This is a genomic window from Corallococcus sp. CA054B (genome assembly GCF_003611625.1).
Taxonomy (GTDB): Bacteria; Myxococcota; Myxococcia; order Myxococcales; family Myxococcaceae; genus Corallococcus; species Corallococcus coralloides.
Genome location: NZ_RAVY01000105.1, coordinates 15,620 through 33,813, shown reverse-complemented (window position 1 = coordinate 33,813; position 18,194 = coordinate 15,620). Strand labels below are relative to the sequence as shown.

Below are 18,194 nucleotides of genomic sequence, written 5' to 3'. Positions count from 1 at the left end.
CGATCAACCCCAGCCCCGTCGCCTCCGCCGCGAACAGGCCCCGCGCCGTCACGGAGTCCCCCGCCGTCCACGCCCCCAGCCCGTGCAGCAGCAACCCCGGCACCACCGCGACCGCCACCGGCAGCACCTTGAACGGCGGCCTCTGCGCGTCCTCCGTCAGGCGCACGCGGGGCTCCGACACCCGGCCGCCCTGGGACTCCACTGACGAATCCCCGGGGGCTTCCCCGGGGGCTTCCCCGTAGGCTTCCATCGACGCTTCCGGCGCCACCACCGGGCCTGCCTCCGCCGCGGACGCCGTGGGCACCGGCCGGGGCCCCTCCTCCGTCAGCACCCGGGCCATCACCTCCGGCGGCACCACCGACGCGTCCGAACCCCGGCGCTTCGGCACGTCCCGCGGGATGTCGCTTCCGCCCAGCTCGGGACTGCTCGCCAGCAGCTCGAAGGCGGACAGCCAGCCGCCGCCGTCCTGCGCCCGCGCGGGCCCCGAGGCCAGCCAAAGCCCCAGCACCACCGTGAAGGTGGCTCGCGCACTCCACACCGGGCGCCCATGCCGCATGACCGTTGTCTCGCTTCCCTGGGAGCGGCCTTCCACCCCTCCCACCCCGGTCCGAAGCCCGGAATGGCGCAGGTGATAACCCCGCCCCCGGACTGCGCTGAACGAAGCAGCGTGAAGAAGTGTGAACCGGCGCAACAGTCCGCCTCACGCCCCCACCCGGAACGTCACCTTCCCCAAGGGTGGTTCCGACCCACCAGGGCGTACCTGACTGGCAGTCAGCACCCGGAGCGAAATCTTCGCATGCCATGCGAGCGCGGTCGGGACTTTCCCCGGAAGGCGAGTATGCTGGGGCTTCCCCAATCCCGGCCCGCCTCCCCGCCCGTGGCAGAACCCAGTCCCCAGCAATTCGGCAAGTACGTCCTGGTCTCCAAGCTTGCCGCGGGGGGCATGGCGGTCACCTACCGCGCGCGTATGACGGGCGCGATGGGGGTCACCAAGCCCTGCGTCATCAAGCAGATCCTCCCGCACTTCGTGGACGACCACGACTTCGTGGAGATGTTCATCGGCGAGGCGCGCCTGGTGGCGGGCCTGACGCACGGCAACATCGCGCAGGTCTTCGACTTCGGTGAGGTGGACGGGCAGTACTTCATCGCCATGGAGCTGGTGCACGGCCAGCCCCTGTCGAAGGTGCTGCGGCGCGCGTCGCGCGCGGGCATCGGGTTCCTCCCGCAACCCCTGGCGCTGCACATCGCCAGCAAGCTGTGCGAGGGCCTGGACTACGCGCACCGCCACGTGGGCGAGGACGGCCAGACGCTGGGCCTGGTCCACCGCGACGTGTCCCCGGACAACGTCCTCATCTCCTACGAGGGCGAGGTCAAGGTCATCGACTTCGGCATCGCCAAGGCCACGAGCGTCGTGGAGGCCCGGACGTCGCCGGGCACGCTCAAGGGCAAGTACCCGTACTTCTCCCCGGAGCAGGCCCAGGGACGGCAGGACCTGGACGCGCGCACGGACGTGTACGCGGCGGGCGTCGTCCTCTACGAGATGCTCTGCGGCCGGCGCCCCTTCGAGGGCGAGTTCGTCACCGTGCTGCCCCGCATCATCACCGGCGACTGCCTGCCCCCGTCCGCCATCAACCCGGGCATCGGCGAGGACCTGGAGACCATCGTCGCGCACGCCATGGCGGTGGACCGCGAGGCCCGCTACCAGACGGCGAAGGACCTGAGCGAGTCCACGGTGGAGCTGCTCTACCGGGACACGCCGCGCTTCACGCCCACGATGCTGAGCCAGCTCATGACGTACCTCTTCGCGGAGGAGCTGGCCTCCGAGGGACGCAAGGTGGAGCTGCCGCCCGGCCTCAAGGAGCAGCTGGCCGCGTGGCAGTCGCCGTCCTCGGAGCCGTCCCAGGGCCGCGCGCGGATGCCGTCCAGCAACGGCCGGGCTTCCAACCCCGGCGTGGCGCGGCCCTCCAGCCCCGGCGTGGCGCGGCCCTCCAGCCCCGGCGTGCGCGCGTCCGGCAGCGCGCCCGGCCTGCGCCCCTCGACGGACGGCACCCCGCGCCGCTCGGCCACCCAGGCCACCGCCGTGCGCAGGAGCACCACCGGCGTGCGCCGCGTGACGACGCCAGGGGGCACCCGCGAGAACACCGGCACCGGCCGCCGCCCCCTGCCTCCCGAGCTTCAGGCCGAGCCGGACACCGACGGTGGTACGGAGCCCACGGCGATGCCGCGGGCGCTGCCCACGCTGGCCGCGCCGCATGACACGCCGGTGGAGACGGCCATCGCGACGGAGCCTCGGGAGTCGCGCGAGGCGTCCCAGCCGGAGGAGAACGAGGCCCCGCGCGCCCGCACCACCGCGGACGACGCGCGCGAGAAGCTGGCCGCCGAGGCCGCCGAGCGAGAGCAGAAGCGCGCGAAGCAGGTGCGCCAGCTGAGCATGGCCGTGTTCGGCATCACCGGTGTGCTGCTCATCATCGGCCTGCTCATCCACTTCCTGTCCCCGGCCGAGGAGGGTGAAATCTCCAACGAGCCGGTCGTCCTGTGGATCACCTCCAAGCCGGAAGGGGCCGCCGTCGTCGTCAACGGCCGGCCGGTGGGGAACACGCCCAGCCGCATCATCGGCGCGGACCAGCGGACGTCCCACACCATCGTCGTCACCAAACCCGGCTACCGCGCCTGGACGCGGCGCTTCACGCCCAACCAGGCGGAGTTCCACCTCAAGGCGGAGCTGGAGGTGGCGCCCGGCACCACCCAGATGGTGTCGGAGATTCCCACCTCCACCACGCTCGACGCGGGAGCCCCGGCCCCGGACGCGGGCACGGGCGCTGTCGCCGCCGCCGTCAACCCTGGCGGCGACGCGGGCACCGCCCTGGATGTGGACGGGGGCCTGGCCTCCACGGACGCGGGGACGGAGTCCGCCGGGGTCGCGGCGGCCACCGGCTCAGACGCCGACCCGCTGGCCAACGACAAGGACCGCGAGATGCGGCGCATGGACTACCCCACGCGCCTGCTGGTGCTGCGGCCCATGTACAACGCGCTGCCGCTGCCGGAGTACCCCACGGCCACCATCGACGTGTCGCCCGGCGCCGCCTACTCCGTGTGGACCGAGGGCAGCGCCGCGTTCGCGGAAGGCGACGGCACCGCGTCCGGCACGCTCGTCTACTACGCGGAGGGCGACCTGCCGCCGGACAACGCCGTGGGCTTCGTCAGCAGCGCGCCGCGCACCATCAAGGGCGCGAAGAAGCTCCACTTCTTCGCCCTGGATGAGACCGGCCCCGAGGACAACCGCGGCTCCATCCGCGTGCACCTGCGGCAGTCCGCGTACATCCCGCCCCGCTCCGTGCTGTTCGAGCCGGAGAAGAACGCCCTGAACGTGAAGCCCCAGCACCAGATGCTGCTGCGCGGCCTCAACCCCAAGTCCACCTACGCCTTCACCGTGCGCGACGACTTCGCGGAGGTGCGCTCCGGCTCCAACGGCCGCGTGCACACGGTGCTGTGCGTGGAGAAGGGCCCCAAGGCCGGGTCCGTGCGCAGCTCGCACCGCCTCTTCGAGACGGGCAAGCGCTACCAGGTGTCCGGCGTGCAGGACCTGCGCTGCCTCTTCCCGGACCTGCAGCTGACGGACAACCAGGGCGCGCTCGACTTCGACATCGTCGACGTGACGAACATGTCCCGCAAGGAACGCGCGGAGGCGCTGCGCGGCGCCAAGCGCAGCGAGCGGTAGCGAGCGGGCACCCGGGCACCCGCCCCGGAGCACGGCCAGCAGGCGGGCGGCAGCTCCACTCCCAGTGCCTCCCTGACGCGCTGCTCCCGCGCGAAGGGGCAGTGCCTACCCTCACGGACATCCACTTCTTCTCTTCTGGAGTCCGTCCATGATGCCTGTCCTGTCCTCCACCGGCCTGGTGCTGCACAACCTGGGGCTCGCCGCCGGGTTCGGCGGTTCGCTCTTCGGCAAGGTGGCCCTCAACCCCGCGGTGAAGGTGATTGGCTCCACGGCGGAGCGCGGTCAGGTGGTGAACGCCGCGTGGAACGGCTTCAACATCGTCAACGCCGCGTCCGTGGGGCTGGCGGCCATCACCTGGCTGGTGGGCCGCTCGAAGCTGACGGGCCGGGAAATCGACCGCACCACGCACGGGCTGGTCATCGCGAAGGACGTGCTCCTGGGCGCCACCGTGGCGCTGGGCGCGGCCAACATCTTCGGAGGGGCCTTCCTGGCGAAGCAGGCACCGGAGGGGGCCGTCCCCTCCGAGACGGGCCTGACGCCCACGGTGGGCACGCCGGAGAAGGCCGCGAAGACGATGAAGGCGCTGGACGTGGGCGGCATCGTCAACCTCGCCGCCATGGCGGGCGTCATCGGCATCACCGCCATCCTCAACATGCGCGCGGGGTCGTCCTCGCGCTGGTCACTGGTCGCCAGGTTCCTTCCGTAAGGGCTCACGGGGGCCGCCGTGCTGCACCCGCGGCCCGGCTCGAAAAGGATGGGAAGGGCACGTGGGCGCGGAGCCGGAAAACGGCACCGGGCCCACGGGTCTTTGTCCCCGGGGCCCGGCGTGGTGCTTCAGGCAGCGCGGACGGCGAACCTCAGATGTCCAGGTTCTGCACGTCCAGCGCGTTGCGCTCGATGAACTCGCGGCGCGGCTCCACCGCTTCGCCCATGAGCAGGGAGAAGATCTCGTCGCTCTCCACCATGTCCTCCACCCGCACCTGGAGCAGCGTGCGGCGGGTGGGGTCCATGGTCGTCTCCCAGAGCTGCTCCGGGTTCATCTCGCCCAGACCCTTGTAGCGCTGCAGGCCCAGGCCCTTCTGCGCGTCCTTGCGGACCGCGGCCAGCACCTCCTGCACGGAGAACGCCGTCACCTCGCCCGCGTCCACCTGGACGCGGTAGGGCGCCTTGCCCAGGGAGTTGAAGACCTCACGCAGGGCAACGAGCTCCAGGTACTCCGGCGAGGACAGGTAGGCGTGGTCGAAGACGGACTCGCGCATGGAGCCGTTCACGTCCGTGGTCACCACCAGCCGCTGGGCCTCCTGCTGCTCCGCGTCCTTCTCCAGCCGCGTGGACAGTCGGCCCACCACCTCCGGCATGCGCCGCTGGCAGTACTCGCGCATGGTGACGAGCTGCGCCTCCACCGCCGGCTCGTCCGACAGCGTCTCCGCGCGCAGGCCGGTGGCCTGCACCAGCGCGTCCACGATGCGCGCGTCGCGGCGCTTGGCCTGCTTCTCCAGCCGCTCCTCGTAGGTGATGACCTTCTCCAGGAGCGCCTTGAAGTCGCTGCCGCCCAGCTCACCGGCGGGCGTCTTCACCCGGCAGTGCTCCGCGGCGATGCGCAGCAGGTACTCGTTGAGGGCGCGCTCGTCCTTGACGTAGCTGTCCTTCTTGTTGCGCGTGACTTTGTAGAGCGGCGGCTGCGCGATGTAGACGTAGCCCCGGTCGATGAGTTCGCGCATCTGCCGGTAGAAGAACGTGAGCAGCAGCGTGCGGATGTGGCTGCCGTCCACGTCCGCGTCCGTCATCAGGATGATGCGGTGGTAGCGCGCCTTCTCCGGGTCGTAGTCCTCCGCCCCGATGCCCGTGCCCAGCGCGGTGATGAGCGTGACGATCTCCGCGCTGGTCAGCATCTTCTCGAAGCGCGCCTTCTCCACGTTCAGGATCTTGCCGCGCAAGGGGAGGATGGCCTGGTTGCGCCGGTCCCGGCCCTGCTTCGCGGAGCCACCTGCGGAGTCGCCCTCCACGATGTACAGCTCGCTCTCGTGCGGGTCGCGGCTCTGGCAGTCCGCGAGCTTTCCGGGAAGGCCTCCGCCGTCCAGCACGCCCTTGCGGCGCACCGTCTCACGCGCCTTGCGCGCGGCGATGCGGGCGCGGCACGCGTCGCCAATCTTCGCCACGACCTTCTTGGCGAGCGGCGGGTTCTCCTCCAGGAAGGACGCGAGCTGGTCGTTCACCATCTGCTCGACCAGGCCCTTCACCTCGCTGTTGCCCAGCTTCGTCTTCGTCTGGCCCTCGAACTGGGGGTTGGAGAGCTTCACGGAGATGACCGCGGAGAGGCCTTCACGCGCGTCCTCACCGGTGGGCGTCTCCTTCAGGTCCTTCCAGACGCCGCCCTTCTCCGCGTAGCTGTTGAGCGTGCGCGTGAGCGCGGCCTTGAAGCCGGACAGGTGGCTGCCACCCTCGTGGGTGTTGATGTTGTTGGCGAAGGTGAAGATGCGCTCGTCGTAGCCATCGTTCCACTGCATGGCGATTTCCAGCGACACGCCCTCGCGCTCCGACTTGATGTAGACGGGCTTGTCGTGCAGCGCTTCCTTCGCCTTGTTGAGGTACTCCACGAAGGAGGAGATGCCGCCGTCGAACTTGAAGTCGTGCTCCTTCTGGGTGCGCTCGTCGCGGATGGTGATGTGCAGGCCCGCGTTGAGGAACGCGAGCTCGCGCAGGCGCTGGCTGAGCGTCTCGAAGTTGAAGTCCACCGTCTCCATCACCATGGAGTCCGGCTTGAAGTGGATCGTCGTGCCGCGCTTGTCCGTGGTGCCCACTTCCTGGGGCGAACCGTTGGACACGCCGCGCGCGTAGGACTGCTCGTAGACCTTGCCGGCGCGCTGGACGCGGACCTTGAACCACTCCGACAGGAAGTTCACGCAGGTGACGCCCACGCCGTGCAGGCCGCCGGACACCTTGTACGCGCCGTTGCCGAACTTGCTGCCGGCGTGCAGCTCCGTGAGGACGACCTCCAGCGTGTCCTTGCCCTTGAACTTGGGGTCGGGGTGCGGGCCCACGGGGATGCCGCGGCCGTTGTCCTGGACGCTGAGCGAGCCGTCGACGTGGATGACCACGTCGATGTCCGTGCAGTGGCCAGCCAGGGCCTCGTCCACGGAGTTGTCGACGACCTCGTACACGAGCTTGTGGAGCCCGTAGGTCATCGTGTCGCCGATGTACATGCCGGGGCGCTTGCGGACGGCCTCCAGCCCTTCGAGCTTGGTGATGGCGTCCGTTCCATACTCGGCGGGCGGCGCGGCCGGCGCGACACCGGTAGCGGGGGTCTTTTCCATGTGAAGCGTGTCCTTGGGAAAGGCTGCCGTTGCGACAGGGCTCAAGCCCGTTGTGCCTACCACCACCGGGCATCCCGGACAAGCTCCGGGAGCCCACGCAAGGCTGCGGAAAGATTCATGAATCAGGCGTCGAAACGCGAGGGCGGGAGGCGCTCCTCCAGCGCCGCGATCAACTCTTCATAAACAGCCTTGCGGGCGAAAAGATGTCGCGTGACGAGCACCCTTCCCTCCTCCTTGAGGAACAGGCCCAGCACGCTCCCTTTGCGGCCGACCTTGCGCACGGAATCAATCTGTCCCCAGTGCAACTCCAGCGGCTGGCCGCTGAAGGGGCGGGCCACCCGCACGCCCGCGGCGTCCAGGGTGATGCCCCACTGTGCGCGGGGGCGCAGGCGGTGGACGGAGACGAGGAAGGTCAGCATCAGGCCCGCGCTGATGCCGGCCCGCGCCATGGCGACCAGCCCTCCGCCGCCCCGGTAATCCGCCAGCGCCCAGGCGGTGAGGACGGCCAGGAGGCACGCGCCCAGGATGAGGGCGATTCGGGTGGGACGCGGATCGAACGAGAAGAAGCGCGGGGTCATGGTGGCGGCAGGAAGAGGGACGGAAACCTAACCCCCTGGCGCACGGTGTGCGCGTCCTTTCCTCTGGGGCTGTTCTTTGGCCGTCGTCCCCGCGCATAGGCTCCCGGCCCGCAATGACGGATGCCGAGCTCACCTTTCGACTGCACACCAACCTCATCGCCTTCAAACGACTGCAAGCCGAGCGCGGCCCGCTGCGCCACCTGCACCTCCCCGGCGTGGACGCGTTCGCGCTGCCTGGCTACCAGGACGCGCACTTCCAGCAGGTCCTCTTCACGGACACGGACGCGCTGGCCGCCGCGCTGCCCGCCGTCGCGGACTTCTACCGGGGACATGGGCTGCCGCGCTGGCGGGTCACCCTGACGCCGGGGCAGCGGGACGCGACGCGCGTGCTGGGCGCTGCGGGCTACCGGCCGGACTTCACCGTGGTGGCCATGGGGGCCTGGCTGCACGAGCTGCCGGACGCGGCGCCCGGGGTGCCGGTGGAGCCCGTGGAGGACCTGAACGACCTGGTGGAGATCAACGTCCAGACCTACGGCGCCGAGTGGCGGGACATCCTCTCCGTGTGGCAGCGGCCGCCCCGCCTGCCGGTGCACACCGTGGTGGCGCGCGAGCACGGCCGGGCGCTGTCCTGCGGGCTGGTGGTGGACGTGGCGGACACGGCGGGCGTGTACCTGGTGGCCACCCACCCGGAGGCCCGGGGGCTGGGGCTCGCGTCAGCGGTGATGCGGGGCATCATCTCCGAGGCGCGCAAGCGCGGGTGCACCGCGATGGTGCTCCAGTCCACCCCGGCGGGCATCCGCGTGTACCGGCACCTGGGCTTCCGGGACCTCGGTCCCTGGGAGCACTGGGTGCCCCCGGCACGCTGAAGCCGCGCGGCTTCAGCGCAGCGCTTCCAGCTCCTCCAGCGTCTCCAGCACCCGCTGGGGCTCCTCCAGGCCGTGGAGCCGGTCCGCCAGCCCACGCCCGGCGAGCCTGGCCACGTGCGCCAGCCGCATCAGCCGCGCGCGGCCCACGTGGCCATCCACCAGCGCCACCACCAGCCGCAGGGGCTGGCCGTCCGGCGCGTCCATCTTCAGGGGCCGGGCCAGCGTCACCAGCGCCGCCACCGGGGCCGCGCCGGCCACGAACGCGTGCGGCACCGCCACGCCGTTGCCCACCTGGGACGGGGCGTCGCCCTCGCGCTGGCGCAGGCCCTCCGCGAGCGCCGCCCCATCCACGCCGGGCAGGGCCGCCGCCAGCCGCCCGGCCGCCACGTCGAGCGCGTCCTCGTAGTCCCCGCAGGACAGCTGCACCACCACCCGCTCCGGGGACAGCAGCGGCGCCAGCGGGGGCACGGGCTCGTTGCCGCGCACCTCGCGCAGGGGGAACTCCGCGTCCAGGAAGGCCCGCACGCGCGCCAGCTGCGCGCCGGTGAGCTTGCGGCGCGCGATGTCCAGCATCAGCGTCCCCGCAGCGGGCACGTCCTCCAGGTAGCCCGCCACGTACGGGCTCACCCGGTTGGCCACGTCCATGAGCAGCGCCGGGGGCACGTCCAGCTCCCGGGCGATGGCCGTCAGCCGCTCCTGCGTGGGCGGCGCGTCCACGCCGTTCTCCACGCGGCTCAGGTACGCGCTGGACACGCCGATGCGGCGGGCGAGGTCGCGCAGGGACAACCCCGCGTCCACTCGCAGCAAGCGAAGTGTGGCTCCCAGGTGCATGGCGCTCAGCTCCTCGCGCCGAGCGGCTGTGTCGTCTCCGGAGGCGCCCCCTGCTTCCGGGCCTGCTCCGGGGGCTGGGCCAGCGCCGTCGCCGCCTCCGGGTGGTGCACGAGCAGCAGCGAGGCGGGCGCGTCGCGAACGATTCGCTCGCGCTGCACGCCGAACAACCGGTCTTCCAGGCCCCATTCAGCCCCCAGGCCCACCACCACGAGGTCGTAACCCGCCTTCGCTTCCTCCAGCGCTGCCTCTTCCGGCGACACGTGGCGCACCACCTTGAGCTTCACGGAGGCGCCCTCGTCCGCGGGGAACAGCTCCTCCACCTGCGCGCGGCCCGCGCCCGAGCCATCGGGCGAGGTCACGTGCAGCACCGTCACCTCCGCGCCGGCCTGCTTCACCAGCCGCCGCGCCAGGCCCAGCGCCGCGCGGTCATGCCGGCTGCCCACGAAGGGCACCAGCACCCGGCGCACCTGCGCGAGGCCCCGGTCCACCAGCACCGCCACCGTGCCGCCCGCCTCCTGCATGACCTCGTGCACCGTGCCGCCCAGCACCGTCTGGCTGAAGAGCGGCTTGTGCCAGCCCAGGAGCACCAGGTCCGCGCGCTTGGCCTGCGCCGTGCGGCAGATGTCCCGCGCGGGCTCCGACGACACGAACGACAGCGTGCGCACGGACAGCCCCAGCGTCTCCGCGCGGCCCACCAGGGGCGCCAGCGCGCCGCCGGACGCGGCCATGGGGTCCAGTGCCCCTTCCCCTCGGGCCTTGAGCGAGCGCTCCGGGGACAGGAGGTGCAGCGCGTAGAGGTTCGCCTCCTTGCGCTCGCCTGACAGCGCGCGCGACAGCACCGCCATGCCCGGGCCGGCCTGCCCGTGCGACACGCACAGGAGCACCGTGTACGCGGACGCGGGCAGTGTCGGCTCCGGCGCGCCCAGCAGCTGGTCACGCGCCTGCTCCTCCGGCGAATACAGCAGGCGCAGGAACGGCGTGGTCATGAAGGTCGTGACCAGCGCCATGATGACCATCATCGTGAAGAGCGTGGGCGAGATGACGCCCAGGTCCAGGCCCAGGTTGAGCACGATGAGCTCCATCAGGCCGCGCGTGTTCATCAGGATGCCGATGGCGCCCGCCTCCCGCCACCGCAGGCCCGTGAGGCGCGCGGCCACCGCGCTGCCACCGAACTTGCCCAGGCAGGCCAGGACGATGATGGCGCCGCACGTGAGCCACGCCTCGGGCGAGGACAGCAGGCCCATCTGCGTGCGCAGGCCGCTGAAGGCGAAGAACACCGGCAGGAGCAGCACGACGGCCATGTCCTCCAGCTTCTCCGCCAGCGCCGCCGCCAGCCCGCCCTCCTTGGGAATCACCGCGCCGAACATGAAGGCGCCAAAGAGCGAGTGGATGCCGATGGACTCGGTGGTCCACGCGGAGCCCAGCAGCAGCACCATGGTGATGGCCACCACGTTCTGGGTGAGCCCCTCGCGGTTGGCCACGCGCGCGCCCAGCCGGGCGAGGAACGGCTTCACCAGCAGCAGCATGAAGGCGATGTAGAGCAGCGCGAACAGCGTGGTGAGCCCCGCGTGCGCCAGGTCCGACGCGCGCACCAGCGACACCACGAACGCCAGGATGCACCACGCCGTCACGTCATCCACCGCCGCGCACGCGATGGCGATGGCGCCCAGCTTCGACTGCATCAGCCCGCGCTCGGTGAGGATGCGCGCCAGCACCGGGAAGGCCGTGATGCTCATGGACACGCCCATGAACAGCACGAACGAGGAGAACGGCACGTCCGGGCTGGACAGCGACTTGTACAGCCACAGCGCGCCCGCCCCCGCGCCCAGGGCGAACGGGACGACGATGCTGGAGTGGCTGATGGCCACCGACGCGTGCCCCCGCCCCTTCAGCAGCTTGGGGTCCAGCTCCAGGCCGATGAGGAACATGAAGAGCACCAGGCCGACCTCGGCCAGCATCTTCAGGAACGGCATGGACTCCGCCGGGAACAGCCAGTGCATGGCGTCCGGCGCCAGCCAGCCCAGGAGCGACGGGCCCAACGCGATACCCGCCACCACCTCCGCGATGACCAGGGGCTGCCCCAGCCAGCGAGCGCCCCGGCCAATGAGCCGGGACACCGCGATGATGACGATGAGCTGGATCAGCAGGTGGGCGAGCATGTGGGGATTCATCGGACAGGCCTCGCTGGGAAAGTGCTAAGGGAGCACTTACCAGGGCGTCTCGCGCAGCGTCAACCCAGGCGAGACGGGCAGTCCGCCCGGAAGCTCAGGCGGCTTCGGGGACCTTGTTGGCGGCCACGGCCTTGAGGAGCGTCTCCACGTCCACCGGCTTGCGCAGGTAGCCGCAGGCGCCCATCTCCTCGGCGACCTGGCGCGCGTTGGCGGAGGCGGAGAAGACGAGCACGGGGATGTCCCGCCACGCCTCCACCTGGCGCATCTGCCGGCCAAAGGTGGCGCCGTCCATCACCGGCATCATCATGTCCAGCAGGACCAGGGCCGGGGGCACCGGCTCCCGGCGGAGCACCTCCAGCGCCTGGAGGCCGTTGCCCGCGCCGAACACGGTGTAGCCCGCGTCGCGAAGCACTTCCTCCAGCGCCTCCCGCAGGTCCGTGTCGTCATCCACCACCAACACCGGCCGACTCACTCGCGCGTCTCCTTCTCCAGCGGCAGCTCCAGCGTGAAGCGCGCGCCCTCTTCGGAGGCGGGCTCCGCCCAGGCCCGTCCACCGTGCGCCTCCGCGGCGCGGCGGGCGAGGTAGAGCCCCAGGCCCAGGCCTCCATACGAGTGCGAGCTGACCGCGCGGCCGAAGCGCTCGAAGATGCGCTCCACCTGGTCCACGGGCACGCCGATGCCCCGGTCGCGCACCTGGATGCGCGCGAAGCTCCCCTCCCGCCCCACGTCCACCTCCACCGGCCGTCCCGAACCGAACTTGAGCGCGTTGGATATCAACGCCGCCACCGCCTGGTCCACCCGAAGCCGGTCCCACGTCCCCCACAGTCCACGGCGGGGAGACTGGCGCAATTCGCACCCGGCCGCGCGGGCCTCCGCCTGGTAGCGGTCCAGCACCTCGGCGACCAGCTCCTCCAGGTCGAAGCGCTCGGGCATCAGCGACAGCTCGCCGCTGGACAGCTGCGACACGTCCAGGAGGCCCTCCACCAGCGTGCCCAGCCGGCGCACCTGGCGCACGCTGCGCTCCAGGCGCGTCACCACGTCCGGCTCCAGCCGGTGCGCCTCCGAGCGCTGCAGGAGCGTGCCCAGCTGCAGCCGCAGCGTGGTGAGCGGCGTGCGCAGCTCGTGCGCGGCCACGGTGAGGAACTCGTCGCGCAGGCGCACCGCCTCGCGCGCCTCCTGGAAGAGCCGCGCGTTCTCCAGCACCAGCCCCGTCCTGCGCGCCAGCTCCTGCGCCAGCGCCAGGTCCACCGGCGCGAGCGTGCGCTCACCCAGCGTGCCCATGGACAGCACGCCCAGCCGGCCCTCGTTGCCGGGCAGGGCCACGTTCACCACCGAGCGCAGCCCCAGCCCGTCGATGGCGCGCTGGTGCGCCACGTCCCGGGTGATGGGCTCCGGGCGCTTGCGCACGTCCGGCATGAACTCCGGCTGGCCGGTGCGCAGCACGTGCGAGGGCCCCGCGGCGGCCTGGGGGTCCAGCGGGAAGCGCTGGTCCAGCTTCCAGGCATGGGCGCGCCGCTCCGCGTCCGGGTGCGCCAGCGCCACCAGCCGCAGGCCGCCCTGGTCCGGGTCCTGGAGGAAGAAGGCACACCAGTCCGCCACCCGGGGCACCATCAGCTGCACCAGCTGATCCAACCGCGCCGCCTGCTCCAGGGACGCGGTGAGCAGCTCGCTGGCCTTGGACAGGATGTCCCGGTCCACGTCCGCCCGCGCGCGCTCGCGCCGCACGCGCGTCTCGTCCAGCTCGCGCGCCACCGCCGGGCCCAGCCGGGCCATCCGGTCCTTGGAGAAGCAGTCGCGCGCGCCCGCCTTCATCAGCGTGACGGCCTGGTCCTCGCTCAGCTCGCTGGACAGGACGATGAGGGGCACGTCCCGCCCCTGCGCGTGCAGGAGCGACAGCACGTCCAGCGCGGTGAAGCGCGGCAGCCGGTAGTCGCACAGCACCAGGTCCCAGGGCCCGGTGGCCAGCGCGTCCCGCAACGCCTCCATCGTCTCCACGCGCCGGGCCATGGGCAGATAGCCCGACTGCTCCAGCTCCGCCGTCACCAGCGCCGCGTCGTTGACGCTGTCCTCCACGAGCAGCAGCCGGAAGGGCGTCATGCCCGGGCTCCGCCGGTCAGCCCCGGGGCCCGACATCGCCCCTCCGGCCGGGAGCCTCGTGCTGCATCCATTCGCGTTGCTCCTCCCGTGGGGTGTAGGCCGCTTTCACCCCATGCTAGTGGCCCTGCCTGTCACGCCAGCGGGAGAAATGGCGGACGTTCAGCACCGAGCGCTGGCTGGTGAACGTCCTGCGCCAGCGCCCGGTGCCACAGGGCGCAATATCCCAGGATTACCAGGAAACGTCGTACTCACTGTCCAGCAGGGACAGCTGCCGCCCGTGCACCTGGACATCCTGGGCGCCCACCGCCTCCAGGGCGGCCTGGAGCACGCCCTCGTGGTACGGCACGGGCATGAAGTCCCGGCGCATCACGAAGCGGGCGCTGTGGTCTCCCGTCCAGAGGACGCTGCGCTCGCCGTAGGTCACCGCGGCGCGGTAGCCCTCGGCCATGTGCTGGAGCATCCGCCAGGGGTTGCCGGCGGCGGCCTGCATCAGCTCCCGGCCGAACATGGAGGCCAGGAAGTCCACCGTGGCCTGCGTCCCGATGTAGCGCAGCGCCTGCTCCCAGTCGCCCAGCTGCGGGCGCAGGACCCGCGTCGCCTCGGCCGTCATCTCCAGGAAGCGCGTCACCGGGTACAGCTCCGCGGCGTTGAGCTCCTTCAGTCCGGACGCCGCCAGGCACTTCGCCCCGGCCTCCTCGCCCTGGAGGAAATTCACCACCCCCACCACGCCCTGGAAGAACATCCCGCGCGCCCCGTCTTCCGGGGTCGCGGCCAGGCACCGTTCCGTCAGGTGCCACGCCGCGAACTCCTCCGCCCAGCCCGCCGCCCTCGTCGAACCTTCCACCGGTCCGCGATCCATACCGACCTCCACTGCCACCTCAGGCGCTGGAATCGGACCACCCGCTCCACGGGTCCCGTCCGCCAGCGCAGCCCTTCCCCCTCACAGGTGCCGGGGCCCACGCCCCGCTCACACCGTGCAGCCCAATCACACAATTCCGCCAGAACGACAAGAAATCCCAGTAACCCGGGAAGTACCTGTCATTATCCACCAACTTACACAAATCTAATGGGAGCGCGGACGAGTTTTCTTGTGGCCCAAGAAATAAATGGGGGTCAGGCCCCTCACTCCAGGCCCTACCCGGAGAGGGCGGCCTGGGCGGCGGCGACGGCGGTTCCGGCGGCGGCGGCGCGGTGGCCAGCGGCGTGGAGGGCGCGCTCGATGGCGCCCACGGTGACGAGCACGTCCCCGGGGCTGACGCGGTTCATGTGGCCCACGCGGAAGTAGCGCGGCTTGATTTCAGGGTGGAGGCCGCCGGCGATGGCCACCCCCTGCGCCTTCACGCGGCCCACGAGCGACGCGTCCACGCCGTCCGGGTAGTACACGGCGCTCAGGGTGTTGGCGGCCACGTCCTCCGAGGTGGGGACGAGCTTGAGGCCCAGCGCGCTCCAGGCGGCGCGGAAGGCGCGGGCCATGCGGCGGTGGCGCTCGAAGCGGGCCTCCATGCCCTCCGCCAGGATCTGCCCCAGGCTGACGTCCAGCGCGCACACCAGGGACGTGGGCGGGGTGGCGAAGTAGGCGGGCTTGCCGGCTTCGTAGGCCTCCATGATGGGAAGCCACTCCGCCCAGTCCGCGTACACGCTGGCGACGGGCGCCTTGCGCGCCTTCCACGCGGCGATGGCGCGGGGGCTCACGGTGAGGAGCGCCAGGCCCGGCGGCACGCCCACCGCCTTCTGGCTGGCGGTGAGGTACACGTCCGCGCCCCACGCGTCCTGGTGGAAGGCTTCACCGGCGGTGGCGCACACGCCGTCCACCACGGCCAGGACGCCGTACTGGCGCGCGGCCTTCACCAGCGGCTCCACCGGCGCGAGCACCGCGGTGGAGGTGTCCACGTGGGTGACGGTCATCAGCTTGAAGCCGCCGCCGCGCAGCTCCGCCTCCACCTGGGCCACGTCCGGGGCGCTGCCCACGGCGCCTGCGCGCACGTGCGTCACCTTCGCGCCGTGGCGCTCCAGGATGTGCGCCATGCGGTCGCTGAAGTAGCCGGTGTTCACCACCAGCGCGCGGTCGCCGGGCTCGATGAGGTTGGCCACGGCGAGCTCCATGGCCAGGGTGCCGCTGCCGGAGACGACGAAGGGCTGGGCGCCGGGGGCGAGCGACACCTCGCGCAGGCGCTTGAGGGCCCGGCCGAAGGTGGCGATGAAGCCCGCGTCCAGGTGACCGGGCACCGGCCCGGACATCGCCTGCAACACGTCCGCGTCCACGTCCACCGGCCCGGGAATCATCAACAGGTCTCTCACGGCGCCACTCCTCCTGAAGGCCCCCTCCGGACAGCCGGAGGGCGGTCCCCCACTGTGAGCAGCGCGGGCCCGGCTTGTCCACGCAGGAAAAAGAAGACGCCGGAGCCCCGTACAGAGGGGACTCCGGCGTCTGTGACTTCAGGAAGCGAAGCCGTGGACTAGCGGTACGTCGCGGTCACGCTGTCCGCGCGGGCCACCTGGCCGGGCGTGAACTGGTTCATGCAGTTGTCGTCGGTGTAGTCCATGAAGTTGTAGATGGGGTCCGCGCCGCCGCCCGCGCAGGTGTCACGGCCGGCGGGGCAGCCGTACGCGGGCGAGGCCTCCGGCGGCGTGTCGCTGACGGAGTCGCCCGTGGCGGTGCAGCCGCCCTGGAACGTGTGATACAGGCCCAGCCAGTGGCCGACCTCGTGCGTGCCCGTGTCGCCCTCGTTGTAGGGGGCCGCGGTGCCGCCGGGGACGCTGCTGTAGAGCATGACCACGCCGTCCATGGAGGGCTGCTTGGCGTAGCTGGAGGGGAAGGTCGCCCAGCCCAGCAGGCCGCCGGACAGGTTCGCCGTGTAGATGTTCAGCGACTCCGGGCCGCCCTTGCGCAGGGCCTGCTTCATCTTCTTCTCCGCCCCGCCGCCCTGGCCCAGCGCGAACCACTGGCTGTTGGTGGTGCGGTCCGTGCCGGCCAGCGTGAACTTGAACGGGGTGTTCGCGTACGCCGCGTTCAGCACGTTCATCTGCGCGGTGATCTGCGAGTCCGGGATGTCGCCGTTGGCGATGCCCGTGCCCTTGCGGATGACGTGGAAGTACACGGGCACGTTCACCGAGCCCACCGCGCGCTTCGCGGACACGCCACGGGCCGCGATCGCCGCATCGACCTCCAGCTTCTCGTCGGCGGACAGCTCCTCCGTCGCACAGCCGCGGTGCGGGATGGCCTGGGTGTTGGTGGTCTCCTCCGCGGGAGCGGGAGTCTGCTCCTCGGTGGTGGGGGCGTTGTTGTTACAGCCCGCCAGGGACATCAGGGTGCCAAAGACAACCACGAGACGACCACCACGCTGCGCGACGTGACGAAGCATCGTTTCCCAGCTCCTCAGGAAAGGGGTGAAACACTGATACGCGGATGAAACAGCGCATGTCAAATCACGCGATAAAATTGAACTCTCAGCAAAACACCAAAGACAGACCAAGCGTCACAGGGCCGGGAGACGGCCTGTCCGTGAATCACCCTGGAAATGGAAAATGCCGGAGCCCCCTTTGACGGGGACCCCGGCATTTGAAAAACGGCCACAGCCCTGCGTGATTTTTCTAGCGGTACGTGGCGGTGAGGCTGTCCGCGCGGGCGCTCTGGCCGGCGGTGAACTGGTTCATGCAGCTGTCGTCGGTGTAGTCCATGAAGTTGTAGATGGGGTCCGCGCCGCCACCGGAGCAGGTGTCACGGCCGGCGGGGCAGCCGTACGCGGGCGAGGCCTCCGGGGGCGTGTCGCTGACGGAGTCACCCGGGCTGGAGCAGCCGCCCTGGAACGTGTGGTACAGGCCCACCCAGTGACCCACTTCGTGCGTGCCCGTGTCGCCCTGGTTGTAGGGGGACGCCGTGCCGCCGGGGACGCTGCTGTAGAGCATGACCACGCCGTCCATCTTCGGCTGGCTGGTGTAGCTGGAGGGGAAGGTCGCCCAGCCCAGCAGGCCACCGGACAGGTTCGCCGTGTAGATGTTCAGCGACTCCTTGCCACCCTTGCGCAGGGTGTTCTTCATGTTCTTCTCGTTGGTGCTGCCCTGCGCCAGGTTGAACCAGGTGCTGTTCGTGGTGCGGTCCGTGCCGGCCAGCGTGAACTTGAACGGCGTGTTCGCGTACGCCGCGTTCAGCACGTTCATCTGCGCGGTGATCTGCGAGTCCGGGATGTCGCCGTTGGAGATGCCCGTGCCCTTGCGGATGACGTGGAAATAGACGGGCACGTTCACGGAGCCCACCGCGCGCTTCGCGGACACGCCGCGGGCCGCGATCGCCGCCTCGATCTCCAGCTTCTCGTCCGCGGACGGCTCCACGGTCGCGCAGCCACGGTGCGGAATGGCCTGCGCGTTGGTGGTCTCCTCCGCGGGAGCGGGAGTCTGCTCCTCGGTGGTGGGGGCGTTGTTGTTACAGCCCGCCAGGGACATCAGGGTGCCAACGACCACCGCGAATCGACCGCTGCGCTGCGCGACGTGACGAAGCATGGTTCCCAACTCCTCGAAAACTAGGGGGGAGCGGGAATACGATTTTAGTGACTCCAGAGTCAATCCACGGACAGTCCTGGAAACATTGTAAAACCGTATGAGCACATACGACGTCTCGCCGC

Annotated in this window: 13 protein-coding genes and 1 pseudogene; 3 read left to right on the top strand and 11 right to left on the bottom strand. The window is 70.8% G+C overall.

Translation table 11 applies throughout. The annotated features are described in order from the left end of the window. Nucleotides 1–556, bottom strand: a pseudogene (locus D7V80_RS23940) (hypothetical protein); the annotation flags it as partial. 387 nt (nt 557–943) lie between these two features. Here D7V80_RS23940 and D7V80_RS23935 point away from each other — a divergent pair. Further along, a complete protein-coding gene (locus tag D7V80_RS23935) occupies nt 944–3,718 on the top strand; it encodes a protein kinase (protein WP_370452528.1) in 2,775 nt (924 codons plus the stop codon). Between the two features lie 148 nt (nt 3,719–3,866). Then, complete coding sequence (locus D7V80_RS23930; RefSeq protein WP_120590362.1) at nt 3,867–4,424, top strand: hypothetical protein; 558 nt, start codon at nt 3,867–3,869, stop codon at nt 4,422–4,424. A 151-nt stretch (nt 4,425–4,575) separates the two neighbouring features. Here the strand turns inward: D7V80_RS23930 and gyrB are convergent, their stop codons facing one another. Both gyrB and D7V80_RS23920 read right to left on the bottom strand, forming a co-directional pair. Next, nucleotides 4,576–7,032 (bottom strand): DNA topoisomerase (ATP-hydrolyzing) subunit B, encoded by a 2,457-nt coding sequence (gyrB, locus tag D7V80_RS23925; RefSeq protein WP_120590361.1) that lies wholly within the window; start codon nt 7,030–7,032, stop codon nt 4,576–4,578. Nucleotides 7,033–7,154: 122 nt separating this feature from the next. Continuing rightward, nucleotides 7,155–7,610, bottom strand: coding sequence for a hypothetical protein (locus D7V80_RS23920; protein ID WP_014400558.1), 456 nt, complete (start codon nt 7,608–7,610; stop codon nt 7,155–7,157). Nucleotides 7,611–7,723: 113 nt separating this feature from the next. Between D7V80_RS23920 and D7V80_RS23915 the strand changes: the two genes are divergently transcribed. After that, on the top strand, nt 7,724–8,476 hold the full coding sequence (locus D7V80_RS23915) for a GNAT family N-acetyltransferase (protein WP_120590360.1): 753 nt from the start codon (nt 7,724–7,726) through the stop codon (nt 8,474–8,476). Nucleotides 8,477–8,488: 12 nt separating this feature from the next. Here D7V80_RS23915 and D7V80_RS23910 read toward each other — a convergent pair whose 3' ends face one another. The 8 genes from D7V80_RS23910 to D7V80_RS23875 form a co-directional block, all read right to left on the bottom strand. Then, entirely contained in the window at nt 8,489–9,307 is an 819-nt protein-coding gene (locus D7V80_RS23910) for a helix-turn-helix domain-containing protein (protein ID WP_120590359.1), read from the bottom strand. A gap of 5 nt (nt 9,308–9,312) precedes the next feature. Next, complete coding sequence (locus D7V80_RS23905) at nt 9,313–11,478, bottom strand: cation:proton antiporter (protein ID WP_120590358.1); 2,166 nt, start codon at nt 11,476–11,478, stop codon at nt 9,313–9,315. A gap of 94 nt (nt 11,479–11,572) precedes the next feature. Continuing rightward, complete coding sequence (locus D7V80_RS23900; protein ID WP_120590357.1) at nt 11,573–11,950, bottom strand: response regulator; 378 nt, start codon at nt 11,948–11,950, stop codon at nt 11,573–11,575. Continuing rightward, on the bottom strand, nt 11,947–13,575 hold the full coding sequence (locus tag D7V80_RS43700) for an ATP-binding protein (protein WP_304988167.1): 1,629 nt from the start codon (nt 13,573–13,575) through the stop codon (nt 11,947–11,949). Before D7V80_RS43700 ends, D7V80_RS23900 begins: the two co-directional genes overlap by 4 nt. A 229-nt stretch (nt 13,576–13,804) precedes the next feature. Continuing rightward, nucleotides 13,805–14,434, bottom strand: a complete 630-nt coding sequence (locus D7V80_RS23890) for a DUF2378 family protein (RefSeq protein WP_120590355.1) — start codon at nt 14,432–14,434, stop codon at nt 13,805–13,807. Between the two features lie 275 nt (nt 14,435–14,709). After that, nucleotides 14,710–15,873: an alanine--glyoxylate aminotransferase family protein gene (locus D7V80_RS23885; protein ID WP_120590354.1), complete on the bottom strand. Its 1,164-nt coding sequence runs from the start codon at nt 15,871–15,873 to the stop codon at nt 14,710–14,712. Between the two features lie 158 nt (nt 15,874–16,031). Further along, the gene (locus D7V80_RS23880) at nt 16,032–16,937 is read right to left on the bottom strand and encodes a zinc metalloprotease (RefSeq protein ID WP_120590353.1); all 906 of its coding nucleotides are present in this window, start codon (nt 16,935–16,937) and stop codon (nt 16,032–16,034) included. A gap of 229 nt (nt 16,938–17,166) precedes the next feature. Next, a complete protein-coding gene (locus D7V80_RS23875) occupies nt 17,167–18,072 on the bottom strand; it encodes a zinc metalloprotease (protein ID WP_120590352.1) in 906 nt (301 codons plus the stop codon). Nucleotides 18,073–18,194: the final 122 nt, after the last annotated feature.

Coding starts and splice junctions, on each gene's coding strand:
- D7V80_RS23935 (WP_370452528.1), top strand. CDS start 944: ATGGCGGTCACCTACCGCGCGCGTATGACGGGCGCGATGGGGGTCACC.
- D7V80_RS23930 (WP_120590362.1), top strand. CDS start 3,867: ATGATGCCTGTCCTGTCCTCCACCGGCCTGGTGCTGCACAACCTGGGG.
- gyrB (WP_120590361.1), bottom strand. CDS start 7,032: ATGGAAAAGACCCCCGCTACCGGTGTCGCGCCGGCCGCGCCGCCCGCC.
- D7V80_RS23920 (WP_014400558.1), bottom strand. CDS start 7,610: ATGACCCCGCGCTTCTTCTCGTTCGATCCGCGTCCCACCCGAATCGCC.
- D7V80_RS23915 (WP_120590360.1), top strand. CDS start 7,724: ATGACGGATGCCGAGCTCACCTTTCGACTGCACACCAACCTCATCGCC.
- D7V80_RS23910 (WP_120590359.1), bottom strand. CDS start 9,307: ATGCACCTGGGAGCCACACTTCGCTTGCTGCGAGTGGACGCGGGGTTG.
- D7V80_RS23905 (WP_120590358.1), bottom strand. CDS start 11,478: ATGAATCCCCACATGCTCGCCCACCTGCTGATCCAGCTCATCGTCATC.
- D7V80_RS43700 (WP_304988167.1), bottom strand. CDS start 13,575: ATGACGCCCTTCCGGCTGCTGCTCGTGGAGGACAGCGTCAACGACGCG.
- D7V80_RS23890 (WP_120590355.1), bottom strand. CDS start 14,434: ATGGATCGCGGACCGGTGGAAGGTTCGACGAGGGCGGCGGGCTGGGCG.
- D7V80_RS23880 (WP_120590353.1), bottom strand. CDS start 16,937: ATGCTTCGTCACGTCGCGCAGCGTGGTGGTCGTCTCGTGGTTGTCTTT.
- D7V80_RS23875 (WP_120590352.1), bottom strand. CDS start 18,072: ATGCTTCGTCACGTCGCGCAGCGCAGCGGTCGATTCGCGGTGGTCGTT.